Raw genomic sequence first — 26,565 nt, 5'->3', positions numbered from 1 at the left:
TTTATCACCATTAAATTTTTTTATATCTTCTTTTTATCCTATCTTCAGGACGATTCAACAATATTTTACCATCAATTTCAACTATGGTTCCATCCGGAACCTTAAATTGAAATACAGAAACATCTTTCTGAATTAATTTCTCTTTATAAATAAAATTAAAATCATTCTGATTAGAACTTAAGTCTTCATCTTGAACCTTTTCCTTCACTTCAATCCTTAAGGTCTTTTTGGTTTCATCAATGACTGTTCCCTGAAGCCCTATCAAAGAGGGATTGGAACTGTCAACAACTTTAAGTTCTAACCCAATTAATTCATGATAGAATATATTTTTTGAGCTTATCATTCTAAGCCTCAGTATGTGAATTTAGGATATGATTTATGACATTAATGTCTTCTTCTCTTATTGTATTTCTTATCAGAATCTCTGATTTCAATAGTATCGGAAGAGAATCCCATTTCAGATAAAACCTCTTTAACTCTTGCCTTATGATCTCCTTGGAGTTCAATTTGACCTTTTTTAGCAGTCCCTCCACAAGCGCATTTAGCTTTAAGAGTTTTAGTAAGTTCCTTAATATCTATATCATGTTCATCTATACCTTCGACAATAGTCATAAGTTTTCCAAATCTTCTTCTGACTGTAAACACTTTTACAGATTGAACTTCTCTTGCAATTTCCTCACAAACACAAAGTTCTTCAGGAAGACCACATACATCACAGATTTTTGACATTTAATTCTCCTTCTGTTTTTGGTTCATAATTGTAAGAACACGAGCAATAGTCCTTTTGAGTTCTCTAATTTTACCAGGGTTTTCATTAACACCTGCAGCAGCACTTTTGGAAACGTTTTTAGCGAGTTCTGCTTTGAGTTCCACCAATTTTTCTTCGATGTCCTCAATTTCCATTTCCCAAATTTCTTTACTTCTTAAAATTGCCATTTTCTCAACTCCTTAAAGATTATTCCTCTTCGGAATCTTCGGTAGCTGCTTCAAGTTCTTCGAGGTCTTCTTCAGCTTCGACTACTTCTTCAATTTCTTCTAAGTTTTCAAGGTCTTCTTCAGCTTCGACTACTTCTTCAACTTCCTCTTCAGCCACTTCTTCTTCAACAATTTCTTCTACAGGTTCTGCAATAGGAGCAAGAATATCAACTTTATCAGGCAAAACTGCTTCAGGAGGCATGATTCTAACAACAATACCTAAAACACCAGGTTTTAAAGGTGCGGTAGCAAAACCTTCTTCTACAAATCTAGTTGCAGGTTCACCACATTTCTTAATGTAACCTTCAGTGAATTTAGCTACAGCAGATCTGGAACCTCTAATCTTACCGGATATAGTTACTTCTACACCTTGAGCTCCAGCACCCATGATTCTGCGGATAGTGGAATATGCTACTCTTCTGAAGTGCATACCTCTTTGGAGCATATTTGCTATTTTAGAAGCCATGATTCTAGCATTTAATTCAGGAACATCAACTTCTTTAACTTCCACTTGTGGGTTGTCCAAGTCAAATTTGGTTTTAAGACTTTGGGTAATAGCTCTTACGGTTTTTCCACCTCTACCAATTACCATACCAGGTCTTTCAGCATAAACGATAACCATAGTTCCTAAAGGAGTAACTTGGATTTCCATTCCTCCGTAACCTGCTCTTTCGAGTTCTTTTTCTAAATATTCATCAATTTTGGTTCTTCTGAGACCTTCTGTAACGAAATCTTTTTCTATCATTATTTAAGCCTCCACTAAAACTATTTGAATATGGGTAGTTGGAGTGTTGAATGGAGTTACTCTACCAAATGCTCTTGGTCTAGCTCCTCTAATGACCATACCTCTGTGGGAAGAGATATGTTCAATCTTAAGGTTTTCTACATCCATACCTTTGTATTCTGCATTTGCTTCTGCATTTTCAATAACATTTAAAATTGCTTTAGAAGCTTTTACAGGGTATCTTCCAGCAGCCCAACCTTTCATACCTTTTCTGTGACCAACATCTCTGTTGTGTCTTTTGAAAGGAACAGCTTTTTTCATTTCAATTACATCATTTAAGTATGCTTTTGCTTTAGCAACATCCATGCCTCTAATTGCACTACAAATTTCCACACAATGTTTAGGGGAAACTTTAAGGGATCTTGCCATAGCACGTGCTGTTTTGGATTCATCAGCATCTTTATTGTTATAAGCGTATTTATTTTTAGCCATGTTTTAATCTCCTTATTTAAGTGGTACAAACATAGATGATCTAGTAGCTCCCATACCTGGGTCACCATGTTGAACTCTAGCTCTAGTTGGTGCAAATTCACCAAAGAAGCATCCTAACATTTCAGGGGTGAAAGTTACTTCAACAAAGTCTCTACCATTGTAGATACCGAAAGTGGTTCCTACCATTTCAGGAATAACAATCATATCTCTACAGTGGGTTCTAACTACTACAGGTTTTCCACCTTTCTTATCTTGTTTTTGTAATTTTCTCATTTTATCCAACACAGACTGTTGTCTTGGTAAGAATCCTCTTTTTAAGGATCTTCTTTGTCTTGCTGGTAAAAGTTCAATAAATTCTTCCAAGGACATTTCTTTTAATTCTTCAATAGTATATCCTCTGTATTTAAATATTTTTCTAGCCAATGACACATCTCCTTAAATTATCTTCTTTTTCCAGTACGTTTAGCTGCAATTGAACCAACTTTTCTTCCAGGTGGTGCGTGTCTTGAAATAGTAGTTGGACGACCTGGGTGTTGTCTGTTACCTCCTCCGTGAGGGTGGTCAACAGCGTTCATTGCTACTCCTCTAACAGTCATAAACTTCTTACCTTTAGCTTTATAAGCATGCCATCTGACACCTGCTTTTAAGAAAGGTTTTTCTTTTCTTCCTCCACCAGCTACAACACCGATACTTGCACGGCATTGAGGATGGAAAGATTTTAATTCACCAGATGGTAATTCTACAACAGCTTGAGTTGCATCATGGGTAATTAAAGAAGCATAAGTTCCAGAAGATCTTACAAAACGACCTCCGTCTCCTGGAGTGTTTTCAATATTGTAAATTGGAGTACCTTCAGGGATTTCAGCTAATGGTAAAGTGTTACCGAAACTGATTGGTGCTGAAATACCGCATTCGATATCATCATCAACTTGAATGGTTTCAGGAGCTAAAATATGTCTTTTTTCACCATTTTCGAATTTAACTAAAGCAATAGGAGCAGTTCTTGCAGGGTCGTGAATGATTTCTACAACTTTACCTTTTAAACTACCTTCTTTTTCTAAATCATCGTATGCTCTGTATTGGATTTTATCTTTGAATCTGTGAGAAGCAACACGATGAGCAGGAGTTCCTCTTCCTCTACGTTGGTGTATTAATCGTTTTCCCATAATCAGTCCTCCTTAGAATACTCCCATTTTAACAGCTACATCTTCAGCTTCGCCTTCTTCAGTGAGTTTGACATAAGCTAATTTAATACCTTTTGGAGTAATGTGAGTGTTGACTCTTGCTACTTCTTGGTCATATAGCTGTTCAAAAGCCTTTTTGATTTGGGCTTTTGTAGATGTTCTTCTAACAACAAAAGCAAGTTCGTTGTTTTGATCAATTAAATTCATAGTTTTCTCAGTCACATGAGGTTTAACAATAATTTTATAAGGATCCATAAATATCCACCTTCTTAAACTATACCTAATAAATTCTAAAACGAATTTATTGGAATAATCCTCCTAATTTTTCAACAGCGGACTTAGTATAAACAGTTAACCTACCAGCATGAGTACCAGGTGCTAATAATTCAGCATTTAAGTTTTCTGCGGTGACAACTTCGACACCAGCGTGGTTTCTTGCACCTAAGCCAATGCCTTTGTCTTCAGCTACAACCACTAAAGGCCCTTTGCTGGATTTGTATTTACGTCCTCTTGTTTTTCCTCTACCTGCTCTTATATGTTTACTGTTTTTAGCTTTAATGATATCATCGTAAACTCCTAATGCTTTGAAGATTTCACGAGTTTCACTAGCAGTCTTAACAGTTTCCAAATCATCTTCAACAATAATAGGAACTTGTTCAAGATTTTCAATTTTGTGACCTCTGCCAGCGACTAACTCTTCATTGGTAGTAGCTGCAACAGCAGATCTGATTGCAAATCTTCTTTCCTTATTGTTTACTTTTTCGTGATGATTCTTTTCAGCTCTTACAGGGTGAGCTTTTCTTCCACCTTTAGCTTGTGGAACGAATGCTGCTCTAGCACCGCTTTTGATTCTAGGTACCATAGCTGCACCTCTACCGGATCCCCAGGATTCTGCAGAAGTTCTCTTACCTGCCATAGGGTCATTACCCCAAGGTTGGATTCTAGCAGATTGAGCAGAAAGAACTGCTCTTTTAATAAGGTCAGGTCTGTATTCTTCACTAAAAATAGCAGGAAGTTCGATTTCCTCTTTTACTTCCCCTTGAATTGAATAAACATTAACTTTCATTTGACTCTCCCCTCTTATACACCTTGCTTGGAAGCAGTACTAATAAATTCAATTTGAGGAGCTGCTTCATCAGCTTTCTTAGGTCTGATAGCTTGTCTAAGAATTACTAATCTTTTAGTAGGGCCAGGGACTGAACCTTTAACTAATACATAGTCGTTTTTAACTAAACCGTATCTAATAAATCCACCATCAGGGTTGACTGCATCCACTTCGGATACATCTCCGATTTTTAAGACTTTCTTGTTAAATTCAGTTCTTTTGTGGTATCCCATTTGACCTGCTTGTGCAACAGTCCACATAGTTCTTTCAGGAGACCAAGGACCAATGGAACCTACGTGTCTTCCTTTTCCACTTCTCATAGCTTTACCGTATTGAATTCTAATATTCCATCTCTTTACAACCCCTTGGACTCCTTTTCCTTTGGTGGTTGCAATAGCGTCTACATATTGTCCTTCATTAAAGATATCGCTTGCTCTGACTTCTTCGCCTAATAAGTTAAGTGCATAGTTTAATTTTTCTTCAGCGGAATTTCCACCTAATGCACATTCAAAGATTTCAGGTTTTTTCTTAGGTACGCTAGCCATCTTAGGGTTAGTGTGTACTAAAACTCTAACATCTTCAGTTTTGTCTAAAGCGTCTTGTATTTTTGCAATAGCTTCAGATTTATCATAGTCTTTAGGAAGGGTAATTTTCCTAGAGAGCTCTTCATCCAAATTATCTGCAATAACTTCGGTGATAGCTTTAAGTCCATGAGCAGTTTTTTCGTATGATCTTATCCCCATAATTACAAGGGGTGGTACTTCCAAAACAGTTACAGGAGTGAAAACAGTCATGCCGTGAGATGGAGAGTTCTTATCATTGTCTACAACCATAGCATGAGTCATACCTGCTTTGTAACCTGCAAGACCTAAAAGTTTTGGTTCTTCATTACTTGGCCAAGCTTTGATTCTTGGAGTTTCTTTAGCTACTCTTTTACGAGGGCTAAATGCCACAGAACCTTTTCTTGGTTGGTGATGTCTTACCATTCTTTTCCTCCGTTTCTATAATTTTTTCCTATAATTAATCAGTCTAATCTATTAAAATATTTTAATTTCTATTAATCTATTAAAATAGATTTTTTACAAATTTTGATTCATTGATCCAATCATCGCTTTAAGTTGTCTAATCTTAATTAAATTCTTAATCAATAAATCTCAGAATAAATAGCCATATTTGCTCTTTTAGTCAAATCGCTAAAATTCTACACTGTTTAAACTTGATTATTCAGTTTATAGTTAATAATTTAGCATACAGTCTCCTAAATCATATCTAGATAGGGCATACAGTCTACCTTTAAATAAAAATATCTAGATTAAGACTGTAGAGGCAAAAATTAAACAGCATATAAGCTAAATAAAGCTAGATAAACGTGAAAAACAAGCTCAAACTTGTTTATGTACTTCTCAAAGATTTATTATAAAGTTGTCTAGACTTCATAACTTATCCCATGTCTTTATGGAATATCTCCATTGCGGAGCAAACTTTATAGTGTCTAATTATAAAGCAAATCCTTGAAAGCTAAAGCTGACAATAGCTAAAGCTTCGATCTATATGTTTTTTTAATGTATTTATAATATTACGTATTAACGCTACGTAAATGCGGAAGTTAATAATGAACTATTAACTTAAAGTATGTTGAAAATAGCTAAAGTTGAAATTACAGCTTCTTCGGTTCTTACGGTCTCGGTTCCTTGATTTGGAATTGTATTTAACTTTATAGTTTCCCACTTGGAACTTTCCACATTTTCTGAAATAGAAGAATATGGTCCTCCGAACACGATAGCTATATGATTTGAACTTTCTACTTTAGATTTCAATTCGTCAAAAATAGTATCGATTGTATCTGCATACTTTGTAGTTTCCACCACAAAGTCGGGATTAACTAATTTTAAGCTATTTTTAAGACCTTTATTAGTAGATAATGTCTTAAATCCCCAGTAAATGTCATCTGGTTCATCAGGTGTGACTATTACCTCTTTAGCAAACTTAGTGATTTTAAATGAAAATATTTTATTCACAGTAAGTTGCTCTTTGCAAAACGCCAACTTATCCATACCTATATCTACAAAGGTACCCTTCTTGTTCCTTTTTACAGTGTATCCTTGTCTGTAATCGCCTAATTCAGGCTGACCTACAGGATGATGAGGCACTCTTAAAGGAGGCAAAATACCAACATGCCTTAATTCAGGCTTTATAGGAATTGCCTTTTTTCTAAGGTATTGTGGAGTATCCATATAATTGAGAATTTCAGCTATGAAATCTCCATCCTCTGTCTGTTCACTGTCTGGAATTGAAAGATCTTTATAAACAACGACTTCATCAACTTCAAACAAAGCTAAAGCCCTACCAATTAAACCCACTTTTGATGTTTTTAATTTCAAGTCTTTAGTTTCTGCCAAGAATGAATTCGGTATAAAGACTGATACTTTATTGTTTTGCATATTATCAAATTTTAATTTTTAATCCATATGCAACATGATTGAACATTTAATAAAGCATTTAGTCAAAAAGAGCTAAAATACCGATTAAATCTAAAATCCGTAAAAATAAGAAAAAATAAATATTCATGATTAACACGATTTAAATAGCTACAAAACATAGCCCAAGCTAAACCATCAAAAAACCTATGAAAATTGATTCTTTACACTGATATTTAACATTAGACAGATGTTTAATACCAATAAATCATGAAAATTAAATAAAAAATTTAAAAATTTCTTATAAATTACATAATGTAGACATATAGATTAGTAATATTTAAGTTATTTATAGTATATAAAGGTTTTGCTAAAAAAAGTATTTTTGGAAATTAATTAAAATCATATACATTATAATTATATAATTATTTTATTATTTCAAATTTATGGATTATTTTTATTGTCTTAAGATTCAAAATTCTCAACTCTCAATACAATAACTTTTACTTCACGAGATTCTTCATTATGAAAATCATAAATCTTTGGAATTGGAAATTTGTAAACCAATTTGTGAGTGACTTCTGCACCAAGATCCCTATAGTAGTCAATTACAAACTCTTCAGTATTTTTCATATGAAATGAGTAAATGACATCAGCACTGCCAACTGCAAATTCCATAAATTTTCTATCAGCATGCCTTTTTCCCTTCTCTTGAGATCCAAAAGGTGGGTTTTGAATCAAAGTGTCAAATCTATTTAATAAACTTTCACCATTATCAATTTTGCTAAGATTGCTTTCATTTAATAAATCACTTATTGAATTAAATGAATTAATGTCTCCAACTATGAAATTTGTATTACTGACATCTACATCATATTGTTCAGATATGCTATTTTGAGTGATTTTTGCTAAAGCTATTGATTCGCCGTCAATGTCAACACCTAATGAACAGCTTGCACCCATAAGTGAAGATGCAATTGCAAAGATTCCAGTTCCACTTCCAAGATCCAAAACACTCATGTTGTATATGTCACCTAAACCATATGCATTCCACACTAAATCTGCAGCTATTGTTGCAGGAGTGGAATACTGTTCAAGTCCAACTTTTGGATTTGGATGATTCGGAACTTTTTCCAAAATCATTTCAAGATGTTTCTTTTTTGAAATTTTCATAAAATCACAAGAATAAAAAATATATAATATATATTATAATTTTATTATTTTTTATAGATTACCAAAAAAATGTTATTTTTATATCTGCAATGAAAATTATAATTTGAAAAGAGTTATAATATATTAGATATAAACTAATTTTATGAAAAGAATTCATTTATTATTTGCAATTTTTATTATTCTAATTTTATTCGTTGGATTGACTAATGTTAGTGCAGTTGATAGTTCAAAATGGAAAATAGTATCTATTGAAGGAGAAAATTTTAAAATACCTCCTGAATATGAAGGGGGCGAGTTAGATAATGATAGTTATTATGATAAAAATTCAAAATTATATATCCGCTCTTATAAAACAGACTATCATTTATTATATAGGTTTGGAGAAGATTACACATCAAAATATTTAGAGGATGTCAAAATGGATAAGATTGAAAGTCATGACGTACTTATGTTTTTAAGTTGTTTTGAAGGCAAATATTCATTAGATATTTATTTTATGTGTGGAAATTCCACATATTACATTTCCCAAGAGGGAGATGAACTAAATGAAAATGTAAAAGAAATTATTAGAACAAGCCCCAAACAAAATCTGACTTCTCAAGAATTTTATGCAGAATTCTATAAGTTACAAATGAGATATGCTAAATATTTAGATGACATCGAATGGGTTTCAAATGATCTTCAGCAATTTGAAAATCAGAAAAATCTTGAACGACAAGCACAAAATGACAATATGTATTGGTATTTATTCGGATATTATAGCAATAATTACTAAATATATACACTAAAAAATTTTTGAAAATATTTATATAGTCATAAATTTATGACTATTCTCTTCTTTTTTAACTATTCATTTACTTATAGTCTTTAACTGATTTTATAAGTTTTTCCATATCTTCAACCAGATATCTTATTTCATCAGAATCACTATCTAAAGAACTCATATTGAGTACTAATTCATTAGTTAATTCATCTACTTTTTCAATAATCAATTTTAAGACATCTATTCTATTTTTTATTTCATATTCCACTTTTGGAGAATTATCTGTTGAGAAGTTGATGATGTTTAATGTGGATTCTGCTTGTTCATAAAATAGATTGGTGAAAAGCGCTTTTCAATCATGTCAATAGCTACTTTTTCTTTAACCTCATATAATTGCTTTAGATCATTCACTTGACTTTCGTATCTTTTAAGTGTTGGACTATTTGTTATTGGAGTTAATTCTATTTCCTCTTCTTTTTCAATACTAACTTTCGGTTTTAAATCTTCATTACTAATTGGAAGTTTAGTTTTATATTCTTCTGAAGTGTAATCTTTTAAGACAAAAACATATGCAGTGTAAAAAATTAAAATAGCTACAAGAATTATACAAATTATTATAAATATGTAATGGAAAATAAATCCCCATGCAATTAAAAGAGGTCCTGCAAATAAAATTACCCCAAACCAATACATAAATATTTCATTAGAATAGAGAAATTTTTTATCGTTAAAATCATTTTTTCCTCTTTTTAATCTAATTTCAGCAGCAACTTTAGATTTGTAAGCATATTTCAAAATTTCATCATCAGTTAAAATGCCTTGTTTAGGTTCTAGAATATACTCACCGTCATATCTTTGGCTCACAGGAATTTCATTTCCTTCAATATCATAAACTTTTCTAGATAATCTACTTTCTTTATAAATTAAAGGAGATGTTAATCTTTTAATTTCTTTTTCCCGTAATTCTTCATCAAAAATAGTTTGTTCTGTTTTATCCATATTAACCCCTTAAAATATGTTTATATTTATATTTTTGAATTATTCATATAAACAATTTTTCATTACTCAAAAATTTTGTTTAAGAGAGTAATAAAAAATACAAAATAAATAATTTTTATAGATTCAAAAAACATTTAAAAATAATGATAAAATTTAATATTAATATTATTCATATATAATAATATAATGATTGATAAATAATACTCATATATTTTTTATCATAAATTTAAGATAATTTAAATTAAAAAAAAGAGGTATAACATGTTTGAAAAAGTACTTATTGCAAATAGAGGAGAAATTGCTATACGTGTTATGAGAGCATGCCGTGAATTGGACATGAAAAGTGTAGCAGTATACTCAGATGCTGATAAAACTTCTCTTTATACTAATTACGCAGATGAAAGCGTTCCTTTAGGAAACCCTTCTCCAAGCCAGTCTTATTTAAACATTGAAAAGATCATTAATGCTGCAATTGAAACTGGAGCAGATGCAATTCACCCAGGATACGGATTCCTAGCGGAAAATCCGGAACTTGGAAGACAATGTGAAAAGAATGGAATCAAACTTATTGGTCCTAAAGGAGAGCATATTGAAAAAATGGGAGACAAGATCACTTCCAAACAATTAATGAAAGATGCGGGCGTTCCTGTAATTGAAGGTACTCCTGATGGAATCACTGATGTTGAGGAAGCAAAGGAAATTGCTGAAGCAATCGGATACCCTGTAATCATCAAGGCATCAGCTGGTGGTGGGGGAATCGGTATGCGTGCAGTTTATGAAGAGGATGAACTTGTACGTGCACTTGAAGCAACCCAATCAGTAGCTTTGAAAAACTTTGGAGATGCAACAGTATTCATTGAAAAATACCTTGAAAAACCAAGACACATTGAATTCCAGGTTTTAGCTGATGAGCATGGAAACACCATCCATGTAGGAGACAGGGAATGTTCCATCCAAAGAAGACATCAAAAACTATTGGAAGAGGCTCCTTCCCCAATCATGACTGAAGAATTGAGAGAAAGAATGGGGGAAAGTGCAGTTAAAGCTGCTGAATCCATTGGATACAACAGCGCAGGGACTGTAGAATTCTTGTATGAAAATGGAGAATACTACTTCCTTGAAATGAACACACGTATTCAAGTGGAACACCCAATCACTGAAATTGTAACTAATACTGATCTAATCAAAGAGCAAATTAAAATCGCTTGCGGTGAAGAATTGGAATACGAGCAAAATGACATTCAGATAAGTGGACATGCTATTGAATGTCGTATCAATGCAGAAAACCCACTTGCTGACTTTGCACCAAACCCTGGTAAGATTACAGGTTACAGATCCCCTGGTGGACCGGGTGTACGTTTAGACAGTGGAGTGTACATGAATTATACCATTCCAACTTTCTACGACTCAATGATTTCCAAATTGGTCACAAGCGGCCGTACAAGAAATGATGCAGTCAATAGAATGAAAAGAGCATTAAGCGAATACATTATCTTAGGTGTAAAAACAACCATTCCATTCCATAAGGCAATTCTCAGAAATGAATCCTTCCTTGAAGGTGACTTGCACACTCACTTTGTAGATGAGCATAAGAAATGGATTGACGCTGAAATGGAAAAAGTTATTGCAGAAGATTTGGAAAGGGTAAACCGTATGAAATCCACATTTATGCCTGGAAAGAAAATAGCTGCAATATCTGGTGCAGTGGGAACTTACTTCAATGCTGCTCAAGCGAAACAACTTAAAAAACAGAAATAAAACAGCGAAAAATAAAATAAATTTTAATAAAATAAAATTTAAAAATAAAAAACTAAACTCATAAACTAAACTTATAATTTAACTCATATCTAAGTGATTATTATGAAAAAAGAAATGATAAAGCTTTTACTAAGCCAAAATGTAATTTCAGAAGAAGAAGCTAAACGTTTAGACTTAATAAATGATGAAGCTATTGAAGAATCCATCAAGGAATTAGGATTCGGAAAAACTGAACACATTACAAAAGATAAAATTTGCGAAACTCTTGAAACTGAAAAAATAGGTAATGAAATCCTTTGTTTCAGAAAAGTGTTCTCCACTAATTCAATAGCTAAGTTTTTAGCTAATCATGATGCTAAAGAAGGCACTGTATTGATTTCTGAAATTCAAACAAATGCAAGAGGAAGATTAGGCAAGAAATGGGAAGCTCCAGAAGGTGGAATATGGATGTCTCTAATCTTAAGACCTCAAGTTCCTCCTGCAAGAATTGGTTTAATCACATTGGCAACAGGTGTGGCAATAGCTAAATCCATCAGATCTTTAGGTGTTGACGCTAGAATCAAATGGCCTAATGACGTCTTGATTCACGGCAAGAAAATATCCGGAGTTCTCACTGAAGTCAATGCAACTTTCAATGAAATCGACTGGATTGTAGTGGGTATTGGAATTGACAGCAACCTCAAATTAGAGGACTTCTCTGAAGACATTAGAATAGGCACAACCACTTTAACTGAAGAATTGCCTGCTAAAGTCAATGAGAACGAGCTTATTGCAATTTTCCTAAATGAATTTGAAAAGGTTTACGAATTATATAAAGATGGTGAGATTGAAACCATTCTTAAAGATTGGAGAGATCTTGCAGATACCATTGGAAAATACGTAAACATTACCCAAACCGGTGGAAAGATTACCCAAGGTTATGTTGTTGGAATCAACAACGAAGGTAGCTTAATCATTGAAAGACAAGACGGCACCTTAGAGAAAATCATCTCTGGTGAACTTAGAACCGTTGAATAAAATTAAAAATCATTATTTCAAATTTATTTTAATTGGAATAAAACAAAAATAGTACTTTAATAAAAATAAATAAAATGAAATTAATTTTTCATTTTATTACCTCTTTTTTTAAAAATAAAATAAAAAATAAAAAGATCTAAATAAAAAAACTCTTTTTTTAACTAATTTTAATAGAAAATCAATTCTTTTGATTTTTCAACATCTTGAGATAAAACCAAGAATTTCTCAAAGGACTGATCTACTTTTTCATATAACTCATTTAAATCCATATCAATCACATCCTTTGTAGACAAGTCAATACGGATTGTAGCGGATGCCCCAGGCATTCCAACTGCAGGGATTGTGATTATGCCAAAGTCCTTCAATAAAACCATAGCCCATAAGAAACAGCAATCCTTTTTTGAAAGCTCTGTTTCAATATTAAGTTTATCCCATTGATCTTTTAAGGAATCTTCACTTACCATAACACCAGTTGGTGTCTTTTCAAACATTTCATACTTTTCACTGAGCAAATCAAAGAATTCCTCTTTTCTAGACATAGCTTTAACCAAGTTCTCTTCAGTGTAATTCCTAATACCATTTACCATAGCTAAAATCAATGGAGGTTGGGCTTCAAGACCAAATTGATTTGCCTTAACCTTTATTTCATCAATTAAATCCTTTCTGCCAGCCATCAATCCGCCTCTTGGGCCTGGCATTAATTTATCAGTGCTTGTAACAACCAAATCCGCTCCAAGCTCTGTTGCTTTCGCTTGATTGAAGACAGCAGTCCTAAGCCTTGCACCTGAAGCATCATCAACAAGCACTGGAATGTCCTTTTCATGAGCCATATCTATGACTTTCTTAAACAATTCTTCATCAATGACCTTATGATCCATTGTTGAACCGGTTACAACAACCAGTGAAGTGTTTTCAGGAATAGTGAACTTGTCAATGTCAATAAACTCATCATAACTTGCACCTACAATTGCACATGACCTTGGAATTGATGGATGGGCTGGAAATTCAGCTAAAAAATGACTGACATGAGAACCTTCTTCAACCAATGCCAAAATACTTGCCAAGATTCCGGAACTTGTCCTATTAACTGCCAAGACCTTTTCCCCTCCAAGATGCTTGTGGCCTACAATTTGGAGCTCATCTTCAAAAATAGCTGGACCTACATAGGTTTCCAATAGATTCAATTCCTCATCACTTGCTATAAATCCACCGGAAAGTCCAGTGACATCATACAATGAGTCTCTTCCCTCATTTTCAATAATGGATTTAATAATCTTCAAGGAGGATTCCCTTTTCTTAACTTCATCTAATGAATTGTTTACAATCATAGTATAACCTTAAATTGATTAAAATATATAATAATTTAAAATATAATTTAAATATCTTTTTAAATATTATTAAAAATATTATTTATAAATTTTTAAAAATTATTTAGAATTATTTAAAAATTATTTAAAATATAAAAATAAAATCAAACAAAAAATTAAAAAATTTATGAAAAATAAATCTGATAAAAATAATAAAAAAGAAAAATTAGGAATAATCAAATTATTCCATATTCAATTTATAATCTGAGAAAGCTTCAACAATTACTTTTAAATCTTTTTCTGTAATGTCAATTTGGCTAAAGTTTTCCTCTTCAGTATAAACATATTCAGCAAACAATACACTTCCATCAGGAGTGGTGTATATTGTGATTAAATCGTCCTTCTTCTCAGGATTTTTGTTAAATAGATTTATGGTGAAAGAACAGAAGGAATCTAAAGAATCCTCATCTATTTCCCCATCATTATCAAGTTTCAATTTGAAATCTGAAAAATCATCAACGATTGATTCTAACTCTTCATTTGAAATGCCTTCTTGACTGAAGTTTTCTTCATCAGGATAAATGTATTCTGAGTATGTGATATTTCCATCAGGATTAGAATAAATATTAATCATCTTTTCCTTTTCAGTTTCTTCATCAGGGACGTTTATAGTGAAAGAAATACCTAATTTATTAAAGAACTTTTCTTTTTCTTGCTCATCTTTATTACATTTTCTAAATTTACTTATTCTGGTTTTGAGTTTCTTCTGTGATGCTTCTGCAATATCCGCCATGATATCACCAAAATAATCATGATTTTTAATCAAATAATTTTATAATACTAAATTTATAATACTAAATTTTATAAATACAAATTTAACATAATTTTAACATAATTTTTTACAATAATTCTAAGATTAATTTCTAAGATTAATTTAGATTATTATCATATTTAAAATCATTAGTATATAAATATTTACTACAATTCATTTCTTTTAATAAAACAGAATCAATCATAAAGACTGTTTCCTTCACTGTCCATAGCCACAATCAATGGGCCAAATGAATCTACATCCAAATCCCAAATGGCTTCAGGCATTCCAAGGTCTAGCCAATTTACTCCTTTTATTTCATTTACCTTATCAACATACAATGCTGCACAACCACCAGTCGCTACAACATAAACTGCATTATTTCTCTTGAGGGCTTCCCTTACAGAATCATCCATTCCACCTTTACCAATGATAATCTTAGCACCCATATCCAAAACATCCGCTTCATATGGATTCATTCTCATGGAAGTTGTCGGACCTACAGCAACCATTTTGTATTTAGGGCCGTTGGAATCATCTTTCTCTTGAATAATAGGTCCCGCATGGAATAAAACCGCTCCTTCAATATCCATTGGAGCCCCTTCTTCCAAGATTCTTTTATGAGCTTGATCTCTTGCAGTCAATATTTGACCGGAGATTGAAATAACATCTCCAGCTTTTAATTTGTTAATATCCTCATCAGTAATTGGGGTTTTTAATTCGATCATGAATTCACCAAATAAATTTTATCAATTTTGAAACATAAAAACATTATTTTTAAAAATTTCAAAAACAAATAGAATAAGTTTTATATAAAAAATTTCATATATTATATATTATATTATTTAATTTATTTATTTAGATATATAAAAATAATCTAATTAAATAATATAATAAGTTTTAGATATATAATAATAATCTAATTAAATAATCTAATAAAATTATTTAATAGAATAATCTATAAAAAATTATAAAAAAATAATTTAAATCATGAAAAAATTTAAATTAAAGTTAATTTGTTTTAATTATTGGAGTAAGGTTGATTATTAATGTCCAGTATGAGTAATGTAGCAGGATTATCTAAATGGATTAGAACATTGCCTAATGCTAAAAGTTCAGTGCTAATGATAATTATACTAAGTTTTATAACAGGAGTTCTCCTATTTTTATTACAGCCGGTTAGTGTAGGAAACGGATTGGAAGACTTCTTCTACGGAGGGGCATTCGGTTTTGTTGTATTCGGATTGCCTGCAATCATAGTCGGATCTACAGATCAATTATGGGTGGAATCCCTTAATGGAATCAACCTTAAGGCAAAGCACTCCATGTTTTTAGCATTGGTCTCAATGTCCCTTGCAGGAATTGTAAGTATAATTGGAACAGCAGTAGGACTTATTTTCAATATGGATCTATTCTTTAACTCCATCTTATTCGGTTGTGTTATTGCATTTGGATTCAATATTCTTGTTATCTTAGCTACAACTAGAATAAAACTCTTCAATTCATTTTTAATTGCAATTATCCAGCCATTGCTTATGATTGGAATGCTCATTATCACAAGTTTCCTAAACAATATTGAAGACATATTTGCATTAGGATATATCAGTACATTCTTTAAAGTGATTATAGCAAGTGTAATCTTCCTAATTGCAATTTACGCATTCATCAGTGTTGTAGAGTCTCCGATGAAAAAGAATTTAGGATTCGGTGCAATGGAAATCCTAAGTTATTTCATCTTGCATATGAATGAGGGAACCAATACAATTGAACAATTGTTTGATAATGCTGGAGAAGCTATTGATACCCTTGTAGGTGTTGCAAGCTTTAGAAGGTTTGACGGCAGTATTAAAGCATTATTCATTAGCCCTTGTGTCCATCCAGGACCTCTCGGAGACATTGGAGGTTCCAATATGCCTACCATATTGGCAAATAGCTTTGATGCATTCACTATGGTTGTACATGGTCCATCAACCCATGACTTCAACCCGGTTTCAAGTGATGAAATCGTTAAGATAGAAGATGCAGTTAGAAAAGCTTTAGACAATATGGAATACTCTCCAAAGGCAAGTGAATTCATAAGATATTCACATGAAAAGGCAAATGTTGGAGTTCAATTCTTTAAGAATGGAACCGTTATGCTTTCTACATTTGCTCCATCCGGAAGTGATGACATAGAATATGCTGTAGGACTTGCAGCAATGATAGAAAGCCAAAAGCTGTTAGGAACAGAAAACAATATCCTAGTTGATTGCCACAATTCATTCAACGAGGAAAAAGGTGGGGTTCTACCAGGAAACCCTGAATTGTTCCAATTACTCGATACAATCAAATTAATTAATCCAAAGGACTTGGAACATGACATTAAAGTTGGCTGTTATTATACCGACCTTGGAGGATTCGATAAGCATCAAGGAATTGGTGAAAGCGGTTTGAAAACCATGGTTGTTGAAGTGAATGGGCAAAGAACTGCTTATGTACTGTTCGATTCAAACAATATGGAATTAGGATATAGGGAAACCATTTTCAATGCTATGAAAGACTTGGATATTGATGAGATTGAAGTTATGACCACAGACACACATACTGTAAATACATTATCTGCAGGATACAATCCAGTTGGAACTGTAGAGAAAGAAAAAATCATAGAGTTTGTGAAACTTTCAATCAATGAGGCAATTAAAGACCTAGAGCCTGTAGAAGCTGGAACAAATACTGAAAGAATCCTAAATCTTAAAACATTTGGTCCAAATAATTCCACTGAACTTATTTCCACAATCAGTTCCATCGTAGCAGTCAGTAAGATCATTGCTCCATTGACATTTATTGTAGCGATTATCTTTGTAATCATTTGGATATTTGTATTATAATTAAATATTATTAGAATAGTATTGACTAATAAGCAATACAATTCTCATTATATTATTGAGGTGAAAATATGATTACTTGCAATGTATGTGGACACTTGAATCCCATTGGTGCATTAATATGTGAAAACTGCGGATCTGACCTTTCTGACAGTCCAGATTTAGGTGGATTCGATGACGATGAATATTATTAAAGTTTTTTAATTTAAAAAACTTTTTTTCTTTTTTTAAACTTTTTAAATGATTATTAAATACTTTTTTCCCAAAATAAGAAAAAATAGCTCTTTTTAAAAATAGACATTACATAGAACAAGAATTTGAAAATTAGGGAAAATAGTAAAAAAATAGAATTAAATCATGTTGAAAAATAGTAAAAAATAAAAAAAGAAACTAATTATTTATAGATAATTAGTTAAGATAGTCCATAAAATGAACCAACAGAATCCGAATGGAAGGATTCCATCCCATAACCAAGTTGAAAACCCTTTAACTTCTTCACCAAACATCTTTTCACAAAATTGGCCTATGAAATAAAGAATTACCAAACCTACTACAAATGCAAATACATGATTTGTAAATCCCAACATTCCAGTTGTGAATGCGGTGGATATGAGAGCTGCAACAATTGCTGCAACAATATGAATTGATACAGTTTTAACAGTGACATCCATTAATTTTTCCTCCAATAATAAAAATAAATATAATAATTTTGATTTTTTATTTTGATTTAAATAAAAGTTTTTTAAAGTTTTAAATATAATTAAATCATATAAAAACTATAACTATAATTATATAAGTTGATATAATATATAAAATATTGCATAAAAAATATAAAAAATCATTAAAAATCCATTAAAAAAAATCTTTTAATGTGCTTAAAAAATAATTTTAAAAAATAATTAAATTAGTAATAATTATTCAAGTGATAAAATATGAAATCAATGACAAATGTTGACATTTACACAATATGTCAGGAATTAAATGATTTGCTGGTTGGAGCAAGAGTGGACAAATCATTCCAGCCTACTAAGGATACTGTGGTAATGAGATTCCATAAGGCAGGAACAGGAAGATTGGATCTTGTTATACAAGCTGGAAAAAGAATCCATTTAAGCCAATATCCTTTAACAAATCCTCAAAACCCACCAAGTTTTCCAATGCTTCTTAGAAAAATAGTGAAGGGAGCAAATGTAGTTAGCGTAGAGCAACATAATTTTGACAGGGTTGTGGAAATTAAAATGAAAAAAGAGCAAACCTACACCCTTATTGTTGAACTATTTTCACAAGGAAACATAATTCTCTTGAATGAATCCAATGAAATCATATTGCCTCTAAAGAGAAAGCATTGGAGCGATAGGGACATTAGCTCCAAAAAGGAATATGTATTCCCTATTGAAAATGGAATCAATCCAATCACATTGACTATCGAAGAATTTAAAGATATTGTGACTGGTGGAGAAGATGAGGAGATAGTGAGGGTTCTCGCTACAAACGGTCTTGGAAGCCTATATGCTGAAGAGATAATGGCAAATACTGAAATAAGCAAGAAAGCGTCATGTTCATCTTTAAGTGCTGAAGAGATAAGCACCATTTTTAATGCATTGAAATCAGTTTTTGAACCTTTGGAAAAAAGGCAGTTCAATCCGATGATTGTAAACAATGAAAAAGAAGTAGAAAAATTGAAGATGGAAAATCCTGACAAGAAATACAAATCAAAAGAGGATGTCCTTTCAATCAATTTAAGCCAATATGAAGGATTTGAAGTTGAAAGCTTTGAAAGCTTCAATGAAGCATGCGATGAGTTCTACTCTTCCAAAGTGAAAAATGAAATAACAGGCATTCAGGAAGCTGCATGGAACAAAAAGGTTTCCAAATTTTCCAAAAGGCTTGAAAAGCAGGAAGAGACATTGCATAACTTTGAAAAAACCATTGAAGATTCCCAAAGGAAAGGGGAACTCCTCTTTACAAATTACGTTCAAGTCGATAACATATTAAATGTAATCAAAGGTGCAAGGGAAAAGGACTATGGATGGAAGGAAATAGGCAAGACATTGAAGGATGCCAAGAAATCCGGAATGGCTGATGCGCAGATATTTGAATCCATGGACCCATTAGGAAACATTACATTGAGAATAGATGATGTGAGCATTGCCCTTGACTCCAAGAAATCCATACCAGATAATGCTGAAGTATACTATGAAAAGGCAAAAAAAGCTAAGCGAAAGATCAAAGGTGCTTTGATAGCAATTGAAAACACCAAAAGACAACTTGCTGATATGGAAGCCAAAAAGGAAAAGGCAATGTCAAATATCATGGTTCCACAGAAAAGAGTCAAGAAGAATCTCAAGTGGTATGAAAAATTGAGATGGTTTGTATCCAGTGATGGAATTTTAGTGGTCTGCGGTAGAGATGCAGGTACCAATGAATCAGTTGTGAAGAAATATTTGGAACAAAATGATATTTATTTGCATGCGGATATACATGGTGCTCCTTCAGTTGTAGCAAAAGTTCCATCCGATTCATTAAATGACAATTTGCTTAAAGAATTAGGTGAGTTTTCAGCTTCCTTTTCAAGTGCTTGGTCGAAAAACTTCACATCTCAAGACGTCTATTGGGTAGAGCCAGACCAAGTTTCAAAAACCCCGGTTTCAGGAGAGTTTGTGCCTAAGGGTGCATTTATCATTCGTGGACATAGAAACTATATTAGGGGAGCAAAACTTGAAATCTCAATTGGACTGGTAGACTATGATGGTGAAAAGCGTATTATGGCAGGTCCAACTGATGCTATGAAACATCATGCAAGTAAATTTGTAACCATAAAACCAGGTTATACCAAAAAGGAAAAAATAGCTAAGGAAATATTGTCTAGAATTAATGAAGATGAGATATTAAGTTTAGATGATGTTGTAAGAGTATTGCCTAGTGGAAAATGTGATTTTGTTTAAATCCATTTTCTATACTTTTTTTATAAAATAGAACTCTAAAAATAGCTTAAAAATAAAAATATTTAAATAAAAATATAAAAAAAATATTAAAAAAAATATAAAAATAGGAATATTAAAAAAATATAAAAAAATAAGATATAAAAATAAATCAAAAAATATTCAAACTTTTAAAAGTTTGAATTATTCTTCTTTTACAAAATCCGGCTTGTAATATTCCAATGGATTCATGATGACAACTTCAACATTAGGATGAAGCTGATTTACAAAATTGGAAAATATAGCAGGATCCTGTTCTATTACAGGGAAAGTGTTGTAATGCATTGGAATTACAACCTTTGGAGCTAACCACATAGCTGCAAGTGCCCCTTCAAATGGACCCATGGTAAACTTATCTCCGATTGGAACCATTGCAATATCTGGCTTATAGATTTTTCCTATGACATTTTCCATATCAGAGAACAATCCAGTGTCTCCAGCATGGAAGACTTTTGTTCCATCTTCAAAAGTGAATAGGAAACTTCCAGGGTCTCCAGCAGGACGGATTTCTTCAGTGAAATCAATAGAAGAAGAGTGTTTTGCATCTAACATAGTGATTTTAACTCCTTGAATGGAAACAGAACCACCAGTGTTCATGCTGACACAGTCAAAACCTTGTTCACCTAGGAATAAAGAAATTTCATGGTTTGCAACAAGAGTCGCATTTGTATTGTTAGCTATTTCCATTGCATCTCCAAAATGGTCAGAATGTCCATGAGTTATGCAAATAATATTTGCTTCCAATTCCTCAACAGGAAGAGGACAAGCAGGATTATTGCTAATGAATGGATCAACCAATATCTTTACGCCCTCATCACTGATTAATTCAAATGCAGAATGACCTAACCATCTAATTTCCATAAATTTCACCTTTTTCAATTTCTTATTTCATAAAAGTTAAAAAGTAAGTTTAATAGTTTTTTTAATTATTTTTTTCAAGAAGTGCATTAATATCCAAATCATTAGCTAATTTCCAAGAAGATTCAAACAGGACCTTAATGTTTTTAACAGAATCCTCATCATCATAAACTGCACCATATTCGAAATCTTCCTCATCCAAACTATTGGATATCAATAATGCATGAGATGTATCTCCAATTAAGTTAAATGAGTCTACAGAAGCCAAAGTCTTTATTTCAACTCCTTTTTTAATAAGAGAACTTAATAATAGAACATATGAAATGTCTTCCAAATCAAATTCTTCAATTATTACCCTTGATTTGATTTTTGAAAGACTTGACAAGAACCTATCTCCCATATCCTTAATTGTTGGAGCTTCCAATAGTATCTCTTCTTTTGAATGACTTGCAACTTCTTCAAACGCCTCTTGAGAAGTTAAGATACCTTTTTCACAAATGACATAACTATTCAATAGTTTTGGAATAGGAATGGATTCCGGATTATTAGGATCTATTGTAATGGTATCTTCATGACCTCCTGCAATAGAAGAAACCGGTGCCACAGCAAGCTCTTCAGACACATCTGGAGTGTGAACTTTTGGAGCAGGCCTTGGAATTTCATCAAGATTAACTTTAGGTTTTGGAGCATCAAGACTAGAAGATTTCTTATGAGGTCTTGACAAGTTAGCGTTAGTATCCTTTTTAGAAGTTATTGGATTAGTAGAAGCAATGGATGTTGGTCTTGGCAAGTTTTCAACATCAAGAGCTAAATCAGGAGTGATATATCCTAAATCATCAACGCCACCTTCAACATCCGCTGTTAAATTATCATCAACTGTCTCATCTTCATAATCACCATAAACTATGCCATGTTCCTCCCTATAACCGTCATCTGCATAGATAGGAGTAATGAAATCATCTTCAGTGAATTCATCATAAATTACATTATTATAATGGGTATTTTCAGATTGTGATAAATTGTAAACCGGCACATCTTGAGGGTCTAAATCTATCTCATCAATAGGCATGATGATTTCTTCATCCATGGTTTTTGGCATTAGGCTGTAGCTTTCATCAGACACTTCATTATCATAAACTGTTTCAGCATCACCTACACTAGCTAAAGCCTTTGAAATTTCACTAGACCTCTTAGGAGCATTAGCCAAATTAATTGTCTCTTTAGATTTTCTTTTTGGCCTTCTAGTTACTTTCATAGGTTTCTCATAATTCGGTGTGAAGTAAACAGTATCTGGATTTGATTCCTCTTGATCTTCCAAATAACCAAAACTTCTCTTTTCTGGCTTGTTAGACTTTCTTATAGATGGGAGTTTGAACTTAGGCTTTTCTTCATTTGCTGGTTTAGTTTTGAGAACCTGTTTGGATTGGTCGACTGGTTCACTGAATCTTGATTTAGTTTCCTTTTGTTGGGTGCTATTTAAGTATTCATCAAGAGTCATGGAAGTGGAATCATCATGACGATTTAGAATTGATTTGGATTTTGAATTGGAACTGCCATCCAATTTAGAATTAACTAAATCCTCTACCTCTTTAGCACTTTCCACCACACGGGAAAAAGTGTCATTTTTAGATTTTTGATTCAATCTATTGCGTCTTGAATTCCTATTCAAGCTTCTTGAATCCAAAATTCTTAAAATAAATGCTGGAAGCAATTTGTATAAACCAAAAATGGTAATTAAAACGCCTATAATTAGAATTAAATCTATTAGACGATAAACGATACTTCCATAAACAAGAACTAAACCAATGACTGTTAATAAAATACCAGTAAATATATCTAACGAATCTGCCACAAATACCCACCTTAAATATCAAGTAAATAAATCAATTAATTGGTTAATTAAGCCTATTATTAAAAAATTAACCATTATTAATATTTATATATAATATTAATCATTTATATAATTTTGTTTTTAATGAATGAAAAAAGGCCTAAAAATTAGTAAAAAAACTAAATTATAATAAAAAATCTATTAAATTAAAAAATATATGATAATTTTTTAGTCTAAAATAAATAAAAACGAAATACTATAAAATTTGAAAGAATAAGCAATTTTAATGAAATATTTTTAGAGATGAAATTTCATAATAAACCTCAAGAATTCAATGCCGTTAAATTCTAAAATTTCAATTGAATGAATCATCGATAAATAAAAATTCAAAATGATTTTAATATTCTAAAAAGAATAAAAAATTAAAAATTTATAGTAAATTTAAATTCAACCATCAAATTACACTTTATTTAGAATATTAACCTTAAATAATTATTTAAATTAGAAAAAAAGACAAAATTTAAATAATAAACATTAAAGAATTAGAAACAATGAGGTGAAATTATGATTTTTGAAAAACATAAAAATGAAAATAACAGTTTAAACATTAGAGAAAATATAAAAAACAAGCTTAAATCCATTTCAAATGATAATTCAGGTCAAGGCGCTGCAGAATATATCTTATTATTTGGAGGAGTGATAGTGATAGCTTTAGCAGGACTATTGATTTACAGATCTTACTTTAGCAATAATGCAAGTGGATTGAATGCAACCCAAGACATAAGCTCCATTAGAAGCAATGTCACTAGCATTTACTAAATTGGAGAAAATATTCGTAAAAGTCTTTAAATGGTAAATGATCATGAAAGAACTGGGATATCTTAAATGGGACAATCGAGGACAAACAAGTGTTGAAGTTATATTGTTGATAGGTTCAATTTTAGTGATTTCAATCATTTGCGGAACTTATATCTATAAAATCAATTTAGAAATCAATGACATGTTCAATCAAACGCTTGCTAAAGGAAGACTTTTTTTATTTAATAAATTAGATTAAATAACATCCTGGTAAAAATCCTAAAAACAATTTATTATAGAAAAAAATAGTAAATTTGAATAAATAAAAAAAGTTTTAAAGAATAAAATAAGTAAAAAAAGAATTAATAAGTAAAAAAGTAAAAATAATAAATCTTTCTAACTAAATAGAAAACCCCCGCAAACTAATTGTTAAATGGAGATTTATTATTTTATATATATGAATACTGAAAAAAATTAAAAAAAATATTGATTAAATTAAAAAATTTAAGATAATGAATAAAATAATTTTTAAATCTAATCAAGTAATCTTTCTAAAGTTGCTTTCCAAGAAGCTGAAGAAACATTAGTTAATTTCATGTCAGTTCTTTCAACAACAATTCTTTCTTGAGGACATACTTTAGTACATGCACCACATAAAACACAGTATTCTTGATTGAATTTAGCAACATTATCTTCAAGTACTACCGCATTACATGCACAAAGGTCTACACAGGACCCGCAACCTACACATTCTTCTTCAGTAGTTTTTATTTCACCATCAAATGGTTTGGTGACTTCTGCTGCGTCTACAGGACAGATTTCCTTACACCATCCACAGTTAATACAATCGGATCCAATAAATATGTCACCAGTGATTTCAGGTTTTTCAATTTCATCACTGTGCATACAAGTGACACATACAGTTCTGATCGCTTCTTGAGGGCATACTCTCTTACATACTCCACAGTAAACACATTTATCCTCATCCACTTCAATGGAACAAGCATCAGCATCATTTACAACAGTGATTGCATCCGCAGGACATAATTCAGCACAAGCACTACAATAGATACATTCCTCATCGTTTATTGAAATTTCACCTTTCAACAAGTCATTTCTATCAGGCAATTCTCTTTTAAACAATATTGCATCTTGAGGACATGCTACAGTACATCTTCCACAGAATTCACATGCTTCATCATCAATTGCAGATTCATGAGTCCAAGTTGGGTAATTAGCCAAGTCTTTGGAACTTTCTCCATCAATTTCAAAGTCTAATGCTCCAAATGGACAAGCAGATGCACATAAACCACAGATTACACAGGTATCCTCATCAATTGCAAGCTTGTTTCCTTCTATCTGACCTCTTGCAATACCTAAAACATCCCCTAAAGCTAAGGAGCTGGTTGGACAAGAGTCAGCACATATTCCACATGCTAAGCATACATTATTATCATAAGATAATTTTCTTGTTTCGCTTCCATCTCTTTGAATAAAAATCATAACAATCCCACACTTAAATAAATATCTAATTGTTATATAATATAAATTATACTAAAAAATTTTGATATATTTAATAACATATATGTCGACATGAATATATAAACATAACGATTTAATTTTAAGGTCTTCTTAAAAATTTTTGAAATTTCTCTTAATTTTTTAAAAATATTCGATTAAAACAATTTAAATAAAGAAATAAAAATAAATAATAGGTTAAATTAGAAATAAAAGCCAAAACTCGAAAAAAATTAGTAATAAAAAATAGCTTACTTAACCCATAAAAGTAATAAAAAACTAAAAAATAAAAGATATTGAAAAATAAAAGAAATAAAAAATGTTTAGTAATAAAAAAATAGAATTTTTAAATTAATTCCCCTTTTTGATTGATTTTTCCCTGACGTATACGAGTGGAAGAAATAGGTATTCCATCATCTGCCAAAACAAAGCTTACGACAACAATATCAAGAGGCTTCATACCTTTACTAACTCTGATTTCATTGATTTTTACTGCATTAGGCTCTGTTTCTTCACTGACAACAATGGCATCGTAATCTTCATCATGAATGGTTGGCCCATAGGGATCATCCAAACGGGAAATGTGGAAATTTTTATATTTAGTACCTAAAAATTTGTTTAAATTGGCCATACGGACATCACAAGAGTCTACATCCCCCTCCTTTTTACATGCAAAAACATTGGAAGTGACACCTATCTCAACATTTTCACCAATTTCAAAAGCCTTGGCAATCAAGCTCCTATGGCCATAATGAAATTTATCAAATGTTCCTCCGACAGCTACTCGTTTATATTTTGCCATAATAATCAACAAATATTCGTTAAAAACAGTTTTAATAAAAAAATCAATTAATCTACAATTTAAATTTAAATTTAAAGTTATATAAACTTAATGAAAATAATTTAAAAATCTAAAGAATAACCACATATGAACAATATTGAAAATAAATTAAGATAAATAAAAATAGAATTAAAAAAACTAAAATAAAT

29 protein-coding genes are annotated in these 26,565 nt (G+C 31.6%); 8 read left to right on the top strand and 21 right to left on the bottom strand.

What is annotated here, in order from left to right:
- Positions 1-10 precede the first annotated feature (10 nt).
- The 12 genes from QZU90_RS03365 to QZU90_RS03310 all read right to left on the bottom strand — a co-directional run bounded on the left by QZU90_RS03365 (position 11) and on the right by QZU90_RS03310 (position 8,070).
- Positions 11-343 (bottom strand): ribonuclease P protein component 1, encoded by a 333-nt coding sequence (locus QZU90_RS03365; RefSeq protein ID WP_296855550.1) that lies wholly within the window; start codon positions 341-343, stop codon positions 11-13.
- Positions 344-384: 41 nt separating this feature from the next.
- Positions 385-729 carry a stress response translation initiation inhibitor YciH gene (gene yciH, locus QZU90_RS03360; RefSeq protein ID WP_012955661.1) on the bottom strand — a complete coding sequence of 115 codons (345 nt, stop codon included), beginning with the start codon at positions 727-729 and terminating at the stop codon, positions 385-387.
- Positions 730-936 carry a 50S ribosomal protein L29 gene (gene rpmC / locus QZU90_RS03355; RefSeq protein WP_012955660.1) on the bottom strand — a complete coding sequence of 69 codons (207 nt, stop codon included), beginning with the start codon at positions 934-936 and terminating at the stop codon, positions 730-732. It lies immediately after the preceding gene.
- Positions 937-955: 19 nt separating this feature from the next.
- On the bottom strand, positions 956-1,720 hold the full coding sequence (locus tag QZU90_RS03350) for a 30S ribosomal protein S3 (protein ID WP_295604751.1): 765 nt from the start codon (positions 1,718-1,720) through the stop codon (positions 956-958).
- Positions 1,721-1,723: 3 nt separating this feature from the next.
- A complete protein-coding gene (locus tag QZU90_RS03345) occupies positions 1,724-2,191 on the bottom strand; it encodes a 50S ribosomal protein L22 (protein WP_295604753.1) in 468 nt (155 codons plus the stop codon).
- 12 nt (positions 2,192-2,203) lie between these two features.
- Entirely contained in the window at positions 2,204-2,614 is a 411-nt protein-coding gene (gene rpsS / locus QZU90_RS03340; RefSeq protein WP_295604755.1) for a 30S ribosomal protein S19, read from the bottom strand.
- A 17-nt stretch (positions 2,615-2,631) separates the two neighbouring features.
- A complete protein-coding gene (locus QZU90_RS03335) occupies positions 2,632-3,357 on the bottom strand; it encodes a 50S ribosomal protein L2 (RefSeq protein WP_295604757.1) in 726 nt (241 codons plus the stop codon).
- A gap of 12 nt (positions 3,358-3,369) precedes the next feature.
- A complete protein-coding gene (locus QZU90_RS03330; RefSeq protein WP_295604758.1) occupies positions 3,370-3,630 on the bottom strand; it encodes a 50S ribosomal protein L23 in 261 nt (86 codons plus the stop codon).
- A gap of 46 nt (positions 3,631-3,676) precedes the next feature.
- Positions 3,677-4,441 (bottom strand): 50S ribosomal protein L4, encoded by a 765-nt coding sequence (rpl4p, locus tag QZU90_RS03325; protein ID WP_292788489.1) that lies wholly within the window; start codon positions 4,439-4,441, stop codon positions 3,677-3,679.
- A gap of 14 nt (positions 4,442-4,455) precedes the next feature.
- Entirely contained in the window at positions 4,456-5,466 is a 1,011-nt protein-coding gene (gene rpl3p, locus QZU90_RS03320; protein WP_295604762.1) for a 50S ribosomal protein L3, read from the bottom strand.
- 639 nt (positions 5,467-6,105) lie between these two features.
- Entirely contained in the window at positions 6,106-6,921 is an 816-nt protein-coding gene (locus QZU90_RS03315) for a putative RNA uridine N3 methyltransferase (protein WP_295604764.1), read from the bottom strand.
- Between the two features lie 441 nt (positions 6,922-7,362).
- Positions 7,363-8,070 (bottom strand): METTL5 family protein, encoded by a 708-nt coding sequence (locus tag QZU90_RS03310; RefSeq protein ID WP_296855546.1) that lies wholly within the window; start codon positions 8,068-8,070, stop codon positions 7,363-7,365.
- 142 nt (positions 8,071-8,212) lie between these two features.
- Between QZU90_RS03310 and QZU90_RS03305 the strand changes: the two genes are divergently transcribed.
- On the top strand, positions 8,213-8,845 hold the full coding sequence (locus tag QZU90_RS03305; protein ID WP_296855544.1) for a hypothetical protein: 633 nt from the start codon (positions 8,213-8,215) through the stop codon (positions 8,843-8,845).
- 291 nt (positions 8,846-9,136) lie between these two features.
- On the opposite strand, the gene QZU90_RS03300 is transcribed toward QZU90_RS03305, so the two are convergent.
- The gene (locus tag QZU90_RS03300; RefSeq protein WP_296855543.1) at positions 9,137-9,832 is read right to left on the bottom strand and encodes a hypothetical protein; all 696 of its coding nucleotides are present in this window, start codon (positions 9,830-9,832) and stop codon (positions 9,137-9,139) included.
- Between the two features lie 261 nt (positions 9,833-10,093).
- Between QZU90_RS03300 and QZU90_RS03295 the strand changes: the two genes are divergently transcribed.
- On the top strand, positions 10,094-11,590 hold the full coding sequence (locus QZU90_RS03295; protein ID WP_296855541.1) for an acetyl-CoA carboxylase biotin carboxylase subunit: 1,497 nt from the start codon (positions 10,094-10,096) through the stop codon (positions 11,588-11,590).
- Positions 11,591-11,692: 102 nt separating this feature from the next.
- Positions 11,693-12,607 carry a biotin--[acetyl-CoA-carboxylase] ligase gene (locus QZU90_RS03290; RefSeq protein ID WP_296855539.1) on the top strand — a complete coding sequence of 305 codons (915 nt, stop codon included), beginning with the start codon at positions 11,693-11,695 and terminating at the stop codon, positions 12,605-12,607.
- Positions 12,608-12,774: 167 nt separating this feature from the next.
- Here the strand turns inward: QZU90_RS03290 and QZU90_RS03285 are convergent, their stop codons facing one another.
- The 3 genes from QZU90_RS03285 to QZU90_RS03275 form a co-directional block, all read right to left on the bottom strand.
- Entirely contained in the window at positions 12,775-13,935 is a 1,161-nt protein-coding gene (locus QZU90_RS03285; RefSeq protein WP_296855537.1) for a TIGR03576 family pyridoxal phosphate-dependent enzyme, read from the bottom strand.
- A 220-nt stretch (positions 13,936-14,155) separates the two neighbouring features.
- Positions 14,156-14,707, bottom strand: a complete 552-nt coding sequence (locus tag QZU90_RS03280) for a hypothetical protein (protein WP_295604778.1) — start codon at positions 14,705-14,707, stop codon at positions 14,156-14,158.
- Positions 14,708-14,922: 215 nt separating this feature from the next.
- Entirely contained in the window at positions 14,923-15,453 is a 531-nt protein-coding gene (locus QZU90_RS03275) for a FumA C-terminus/TtdB family hydratase beta subunit (protein WP_296855535.1), read from the bottom strand.
- Positions 15,454-15,774: 321 nt separating this feature from the next.
- Here QZU90_RS03275 and QZU90_RS03270 point away from each other — a divergent pair, with 321 nt between their 5' ends.
- Positions 15,775-17,592 carry a DUF2070 family protein gene (locus QZU90_RS03270; RefSeq protein ID WP_296855533.1) on the top strand — a complete coding sequence of 606 codons (1,818 nt, stop codon included), beginning with the start codon at positions 15,775-15,777 and terminating at the stop codon, positions 17,590-17,592.
- Positions 17,593-17,660: 68 nt separating this feature from the next.
- Positions 17,661-17,783, top strand: a complete 123-nt coding sequence (locus tag QZU90_RS03265) for a hypothetical protein (protein WP_296855531.1) — start codon at positions 17,661-17,663, stop codon at positions 17,781-17,783.
- Positions 17,784-17,987: 204 nt separating this feature from the next.
- On the opposite strand, the gene QZU90_RS03260 is transcribed toward QZU90_RS03265, so the two are convergent.
- The gene (locus tag QZU90_RS03260; protein ID WP_292788054.1) at positions 17,988-18,260 is read right to left on the bottom strand and encodes a hypothetical protein; all 273 of its coding nucleotides are present in this window, start codon (positions 18,258-18,260) and stop codon (positions 17,988-17,990) included.
- Positions 18,261-18,521: 261 nt separating this feature from the next.
- Here QZU90_RS03260 and rqcH point away from each other — a divergent pair, with 261 nt between their 5' ends.
- Complete coding sequence (gene rqcH / locus QZU90_RS03255) at positions 18,522-20,534, top strand: ribosome rescue protein RqcH (RefSeq protein WP_296855529.1); 2,013 nt, start codon at positions 18,522-18,524, stop codon at positions 20,532-20,534.
- Positions 20,535-20,714: 180 nt separating this feature from the next.
- Here the strand turns inward: rqcH and QZU90_RS03250 are convergent, their stop codons facing one another.
- Both QZU90_RS03250 and QZU90_RS03245 read right to left on the bottom strand, forming a co-directional pair.
- Positions 20,715-21,431: a metal-dependent hydrolase gene (locus QZU90_RS03250; RefSeq protein WP_295604787.1), complete on the bottom strand. Its 717-nt coding sequence runs from the start codon at positions 21,429-21,431 to the stop codon at positions 20,715-20,717.
- Positions 21,432-21,492: 61 nt separating this feature from the next.
- Positions 21,493-23,280, bottom strand: coding sequence for a hypothetical protein (locus tag QZU90_RS03245; protein WP_295604790.1), 1,788 nt, complete (start codon positions 23,278-23,280; stop codon positions 21,493-21,495).
- A gap of 543 nt (positions 23,281-23,823) precedes the next feature.
- On the opposite strand from QZU90_RS03245, the gene QZU90_RS03240 reads away from it, so the two are divergent.
- Both QZU90_RS03240 and QZU90_RS03235 read left to right on the top strand, forming a co-directional pair.
- Positions 23,824-24,078, top strand: a complete 255-nt coding sequence (locus QZU90_RS03240) for a class III signal peptide-containing protein (protein ID WP_394350199.1) — start codon at positions 23,824-23,826, stop codon at positions 24,076-24,078.
- Between the two features lie 43 nt (positions 24,079-24,121).
- Positions 24,122-24,316, top strand: coding sequence for a class III signal peptide-containing protein (locus tag QZU90_RS03235; protein ID WP_295604791.1), 195 nt, complete (start codon positions 24,122-24,124; stop codon positions 24,314-24,316).
- A 275-nt stretch (positions 24,317-24,591) separates the two neighbouring features.
- Here QZU90_RS03235 and fwdF read toward each other — a convergent pair whose 3' ends face one another.
- Positions 24,592-25,560 carry a tungsten-dependent formylmethanofuran dehydrogenase subunit FwdF gene (gene fwdF / locus QZU90_RS03230; RefSeq protein ID WP_296855527.1) on the bottom strand — a complete coding sequence of 323 codons (969 nt, stop codon included), beginning with the start codon at positions 25,558-25,560 and terminating at the stop codon, positions 24,592-24,594.
- A gap of 361 nt (positions 25,561-25,921) precedes the next feature.
- Positions 25,922-26,377, bottom strand: coding sequence for a phosphopantetheine adenylyltransferase (locus QZU90_RS03225; RefSeq protein WP_394350198.1), 456 nt, complete (start codon positions 26,375-26,377; stop codon positions 25,922-25,924).
- Positions 26,378-26,565 lie beyond the last annotated feature (188 nt).

This window comes from uncultured Methanobrevibacter sp., from assembly GCF_902784195.1.
GTDB lineage: Archaea > Methanobacteriota > Methanobacteria > Methanobacteriales > Methanobacteriaceae > Methanobrevibacter.
The sequence above is the reverse complement of the archived record's forward strand: the minus strand, read 5'-3'. Positions and strand labels throughout refer to the sequence as shown.

Coding starts and splice junctions, on each gene's coding strand:
- rpmC (WP_012955660.1), bottom strand. CDS start 936: ATGGCAATTTTAAGAAGTAAAGAAATTTGGGAAATGGAAATTGAGGAC.
- QZU90_RS03280 (WP_295604778.1), bottom strand. CDS start 14,707: ATGGCGGATATTGCAGAAGCATCACAGAAGAAACTCAAAACCAGAATA.
- QZU90_RS03285 (WP_296855537.1), bottom strand. CDS start 13,935: ATGATTGTAAACAATTCATTAGATGAAGTTAAGAAAAGGGAATCCTCC.
- rpl4p (WP_292788489.1), bottom strand. CDS start 4,441: ATGAAAGTTAATGTTTATTCAATTCAAGGGGAAGTAAAAGAGGAAATC.
- QZU90_RS03275 (WP_296855535.1), bottom strand. CDS start 15,453: ATGATCGAATTAAAAACCCCAATTACTGATGAGGATATTAACAAATTA.
- QZU90_RS03335 (WP_295604757.1), bottom strand. CDS start 3,357: ATGGGAAAACGATTAATACACCAACGTAGAGGAAGAGGAACTCCTGCT.
- QZU90_RS03365 (WP_296855550.1), bottom strand. CDS start 343: ATGATAAGCTCAAAAAATATATTCTATCATGAATTAATTGGGTTAGAA.
- QZU90_RS03270 (WP_296855533.1), top strand. CDS start 15,775: ATGTCCAGTATGAGTAATGTAGCAGGATTATCTAAATGGATTAGAACA.
- rqcH (WP_296855529.1), top strand. CDS start 18,522: ATGAAATCAATGACAAATGTTGACATTTACACAATATGTCAGGAATTA.
- QZU90_RS03260 (WP_292788054.1), bottom strand. CDS start 18,260: ATGGATGTCACTGTTAAAACTGTATCAATTCATATTGTTGCAGCAATT.
- QZU90_RS03345 (WP_295604753.1), bottom strand. CDS start 2,191: ATGGCTAAAAATAAATACGCTTATAACAATAAAGATGCTGATGAATCC.
- QZU90_RS03250 (WP_295604787.1), bottom strand. CDS start 21,431: ATGGAAATTAGATGGTTAGGTCATTCTGCATTTGAATTAATCAGTGAT.
- fwdF (WP_296855527.1), bottom strand. CDS start 25,560: ATGATTTTTATTCAAAGAGATGGAAGCGAAACAAGAAAATTATCTTAT.
- QZU90_RS03300 (WP_296855543.1), bottom strand. CDS start 9,832: ATGGATAAAACAGAACAAACTATTTTTGATGAAGAATTACGGGAAAAA.
- QZU90_RS03350 (WP_295604751.1), bottom strand. CDS start 1,720: ATGATAGAAAAAGATTTCGTTACAGAAGGTCTCAGAAGAACCAAAATT.
- QZU90_RS03305 (WP_296855544.1), top strand. CDS start 8,213: ATGAAAAGAATTCATTTATTATTTGCAATTTTTATTATTCTAATTTTA.
- QZU90_RS03310 (WP_296855546.1), bottom strand. CDS start 8,070: ATGAAAATTTCAAAAAAGAAACATCTTGAAATGATTTTGGAAAAAGTT.
- QZU90_RS03235 (WP_295604791.1), top strand. CDS start 24,122: ATGAAAGAACTGGGATATCTTAAATGGGACAATCGAGGACAAACAAGT.
- QZU90_RS03290 (WP_296855539.1), top strand. CDS start 11,693: ATGAAAAAAGAAATGATAAAGCTTTTACTAAGCCAAAATGTAATTTCA.
- QZU90_RS03240 (WP_394350199.1), top strand. CDS start 23,824: ATGATTTTTGAAAAACATAAAAATGAAAATAACAGTTTAAACATTAGA.
- QZU90_RS03330 (WP_295604758.1), bottom strand. CDS start 3,630: ATGGATCCTTATAAAATTATTGTTAAACCTCATGTGACTGAGAAAACT.
- QZU90_RS03295 (WP_296855541.1), top strand. CDS start 10,094: ATGTTTGAAAAAGTACTTATTGCAAATAGAGGAGAAATTGCTATACGT.
- QZU90_RS03315 (WP_295604764.1), bottom strand. CDS start 6,921: ATGCAAAACAATAAAGTATCAGTCTTTATACCGAATTCATTCTTGGCA.
- yciH (WP_012955661.1), bottom strand. CDS start 729: ATGTCAAAAATCTGTGATGTATGTGGTCTTCCTGAAGAACTTTGTGTT.
- QZU90_RS03225 (WP_394350198.1), bottom strand. CDS start 26,377: ATGGCAAAATATAAACGAGTAGCTGTCGGAGGAACATTTGATAAATTT.
- QZU90_RS03265 (WP_296855531.1), top strand. CDS start 17,661: ATGATTACTTGCAATGTATGTGGACACTTGAATCCCATTGGTGCATTA.
- rpl3p (WP_295604762.1), bottom strand. CDS start 5,466: ATGGTAAGACATCACCAACCAAGAAAAGGTTCTGTGGCATTTAGCCCT.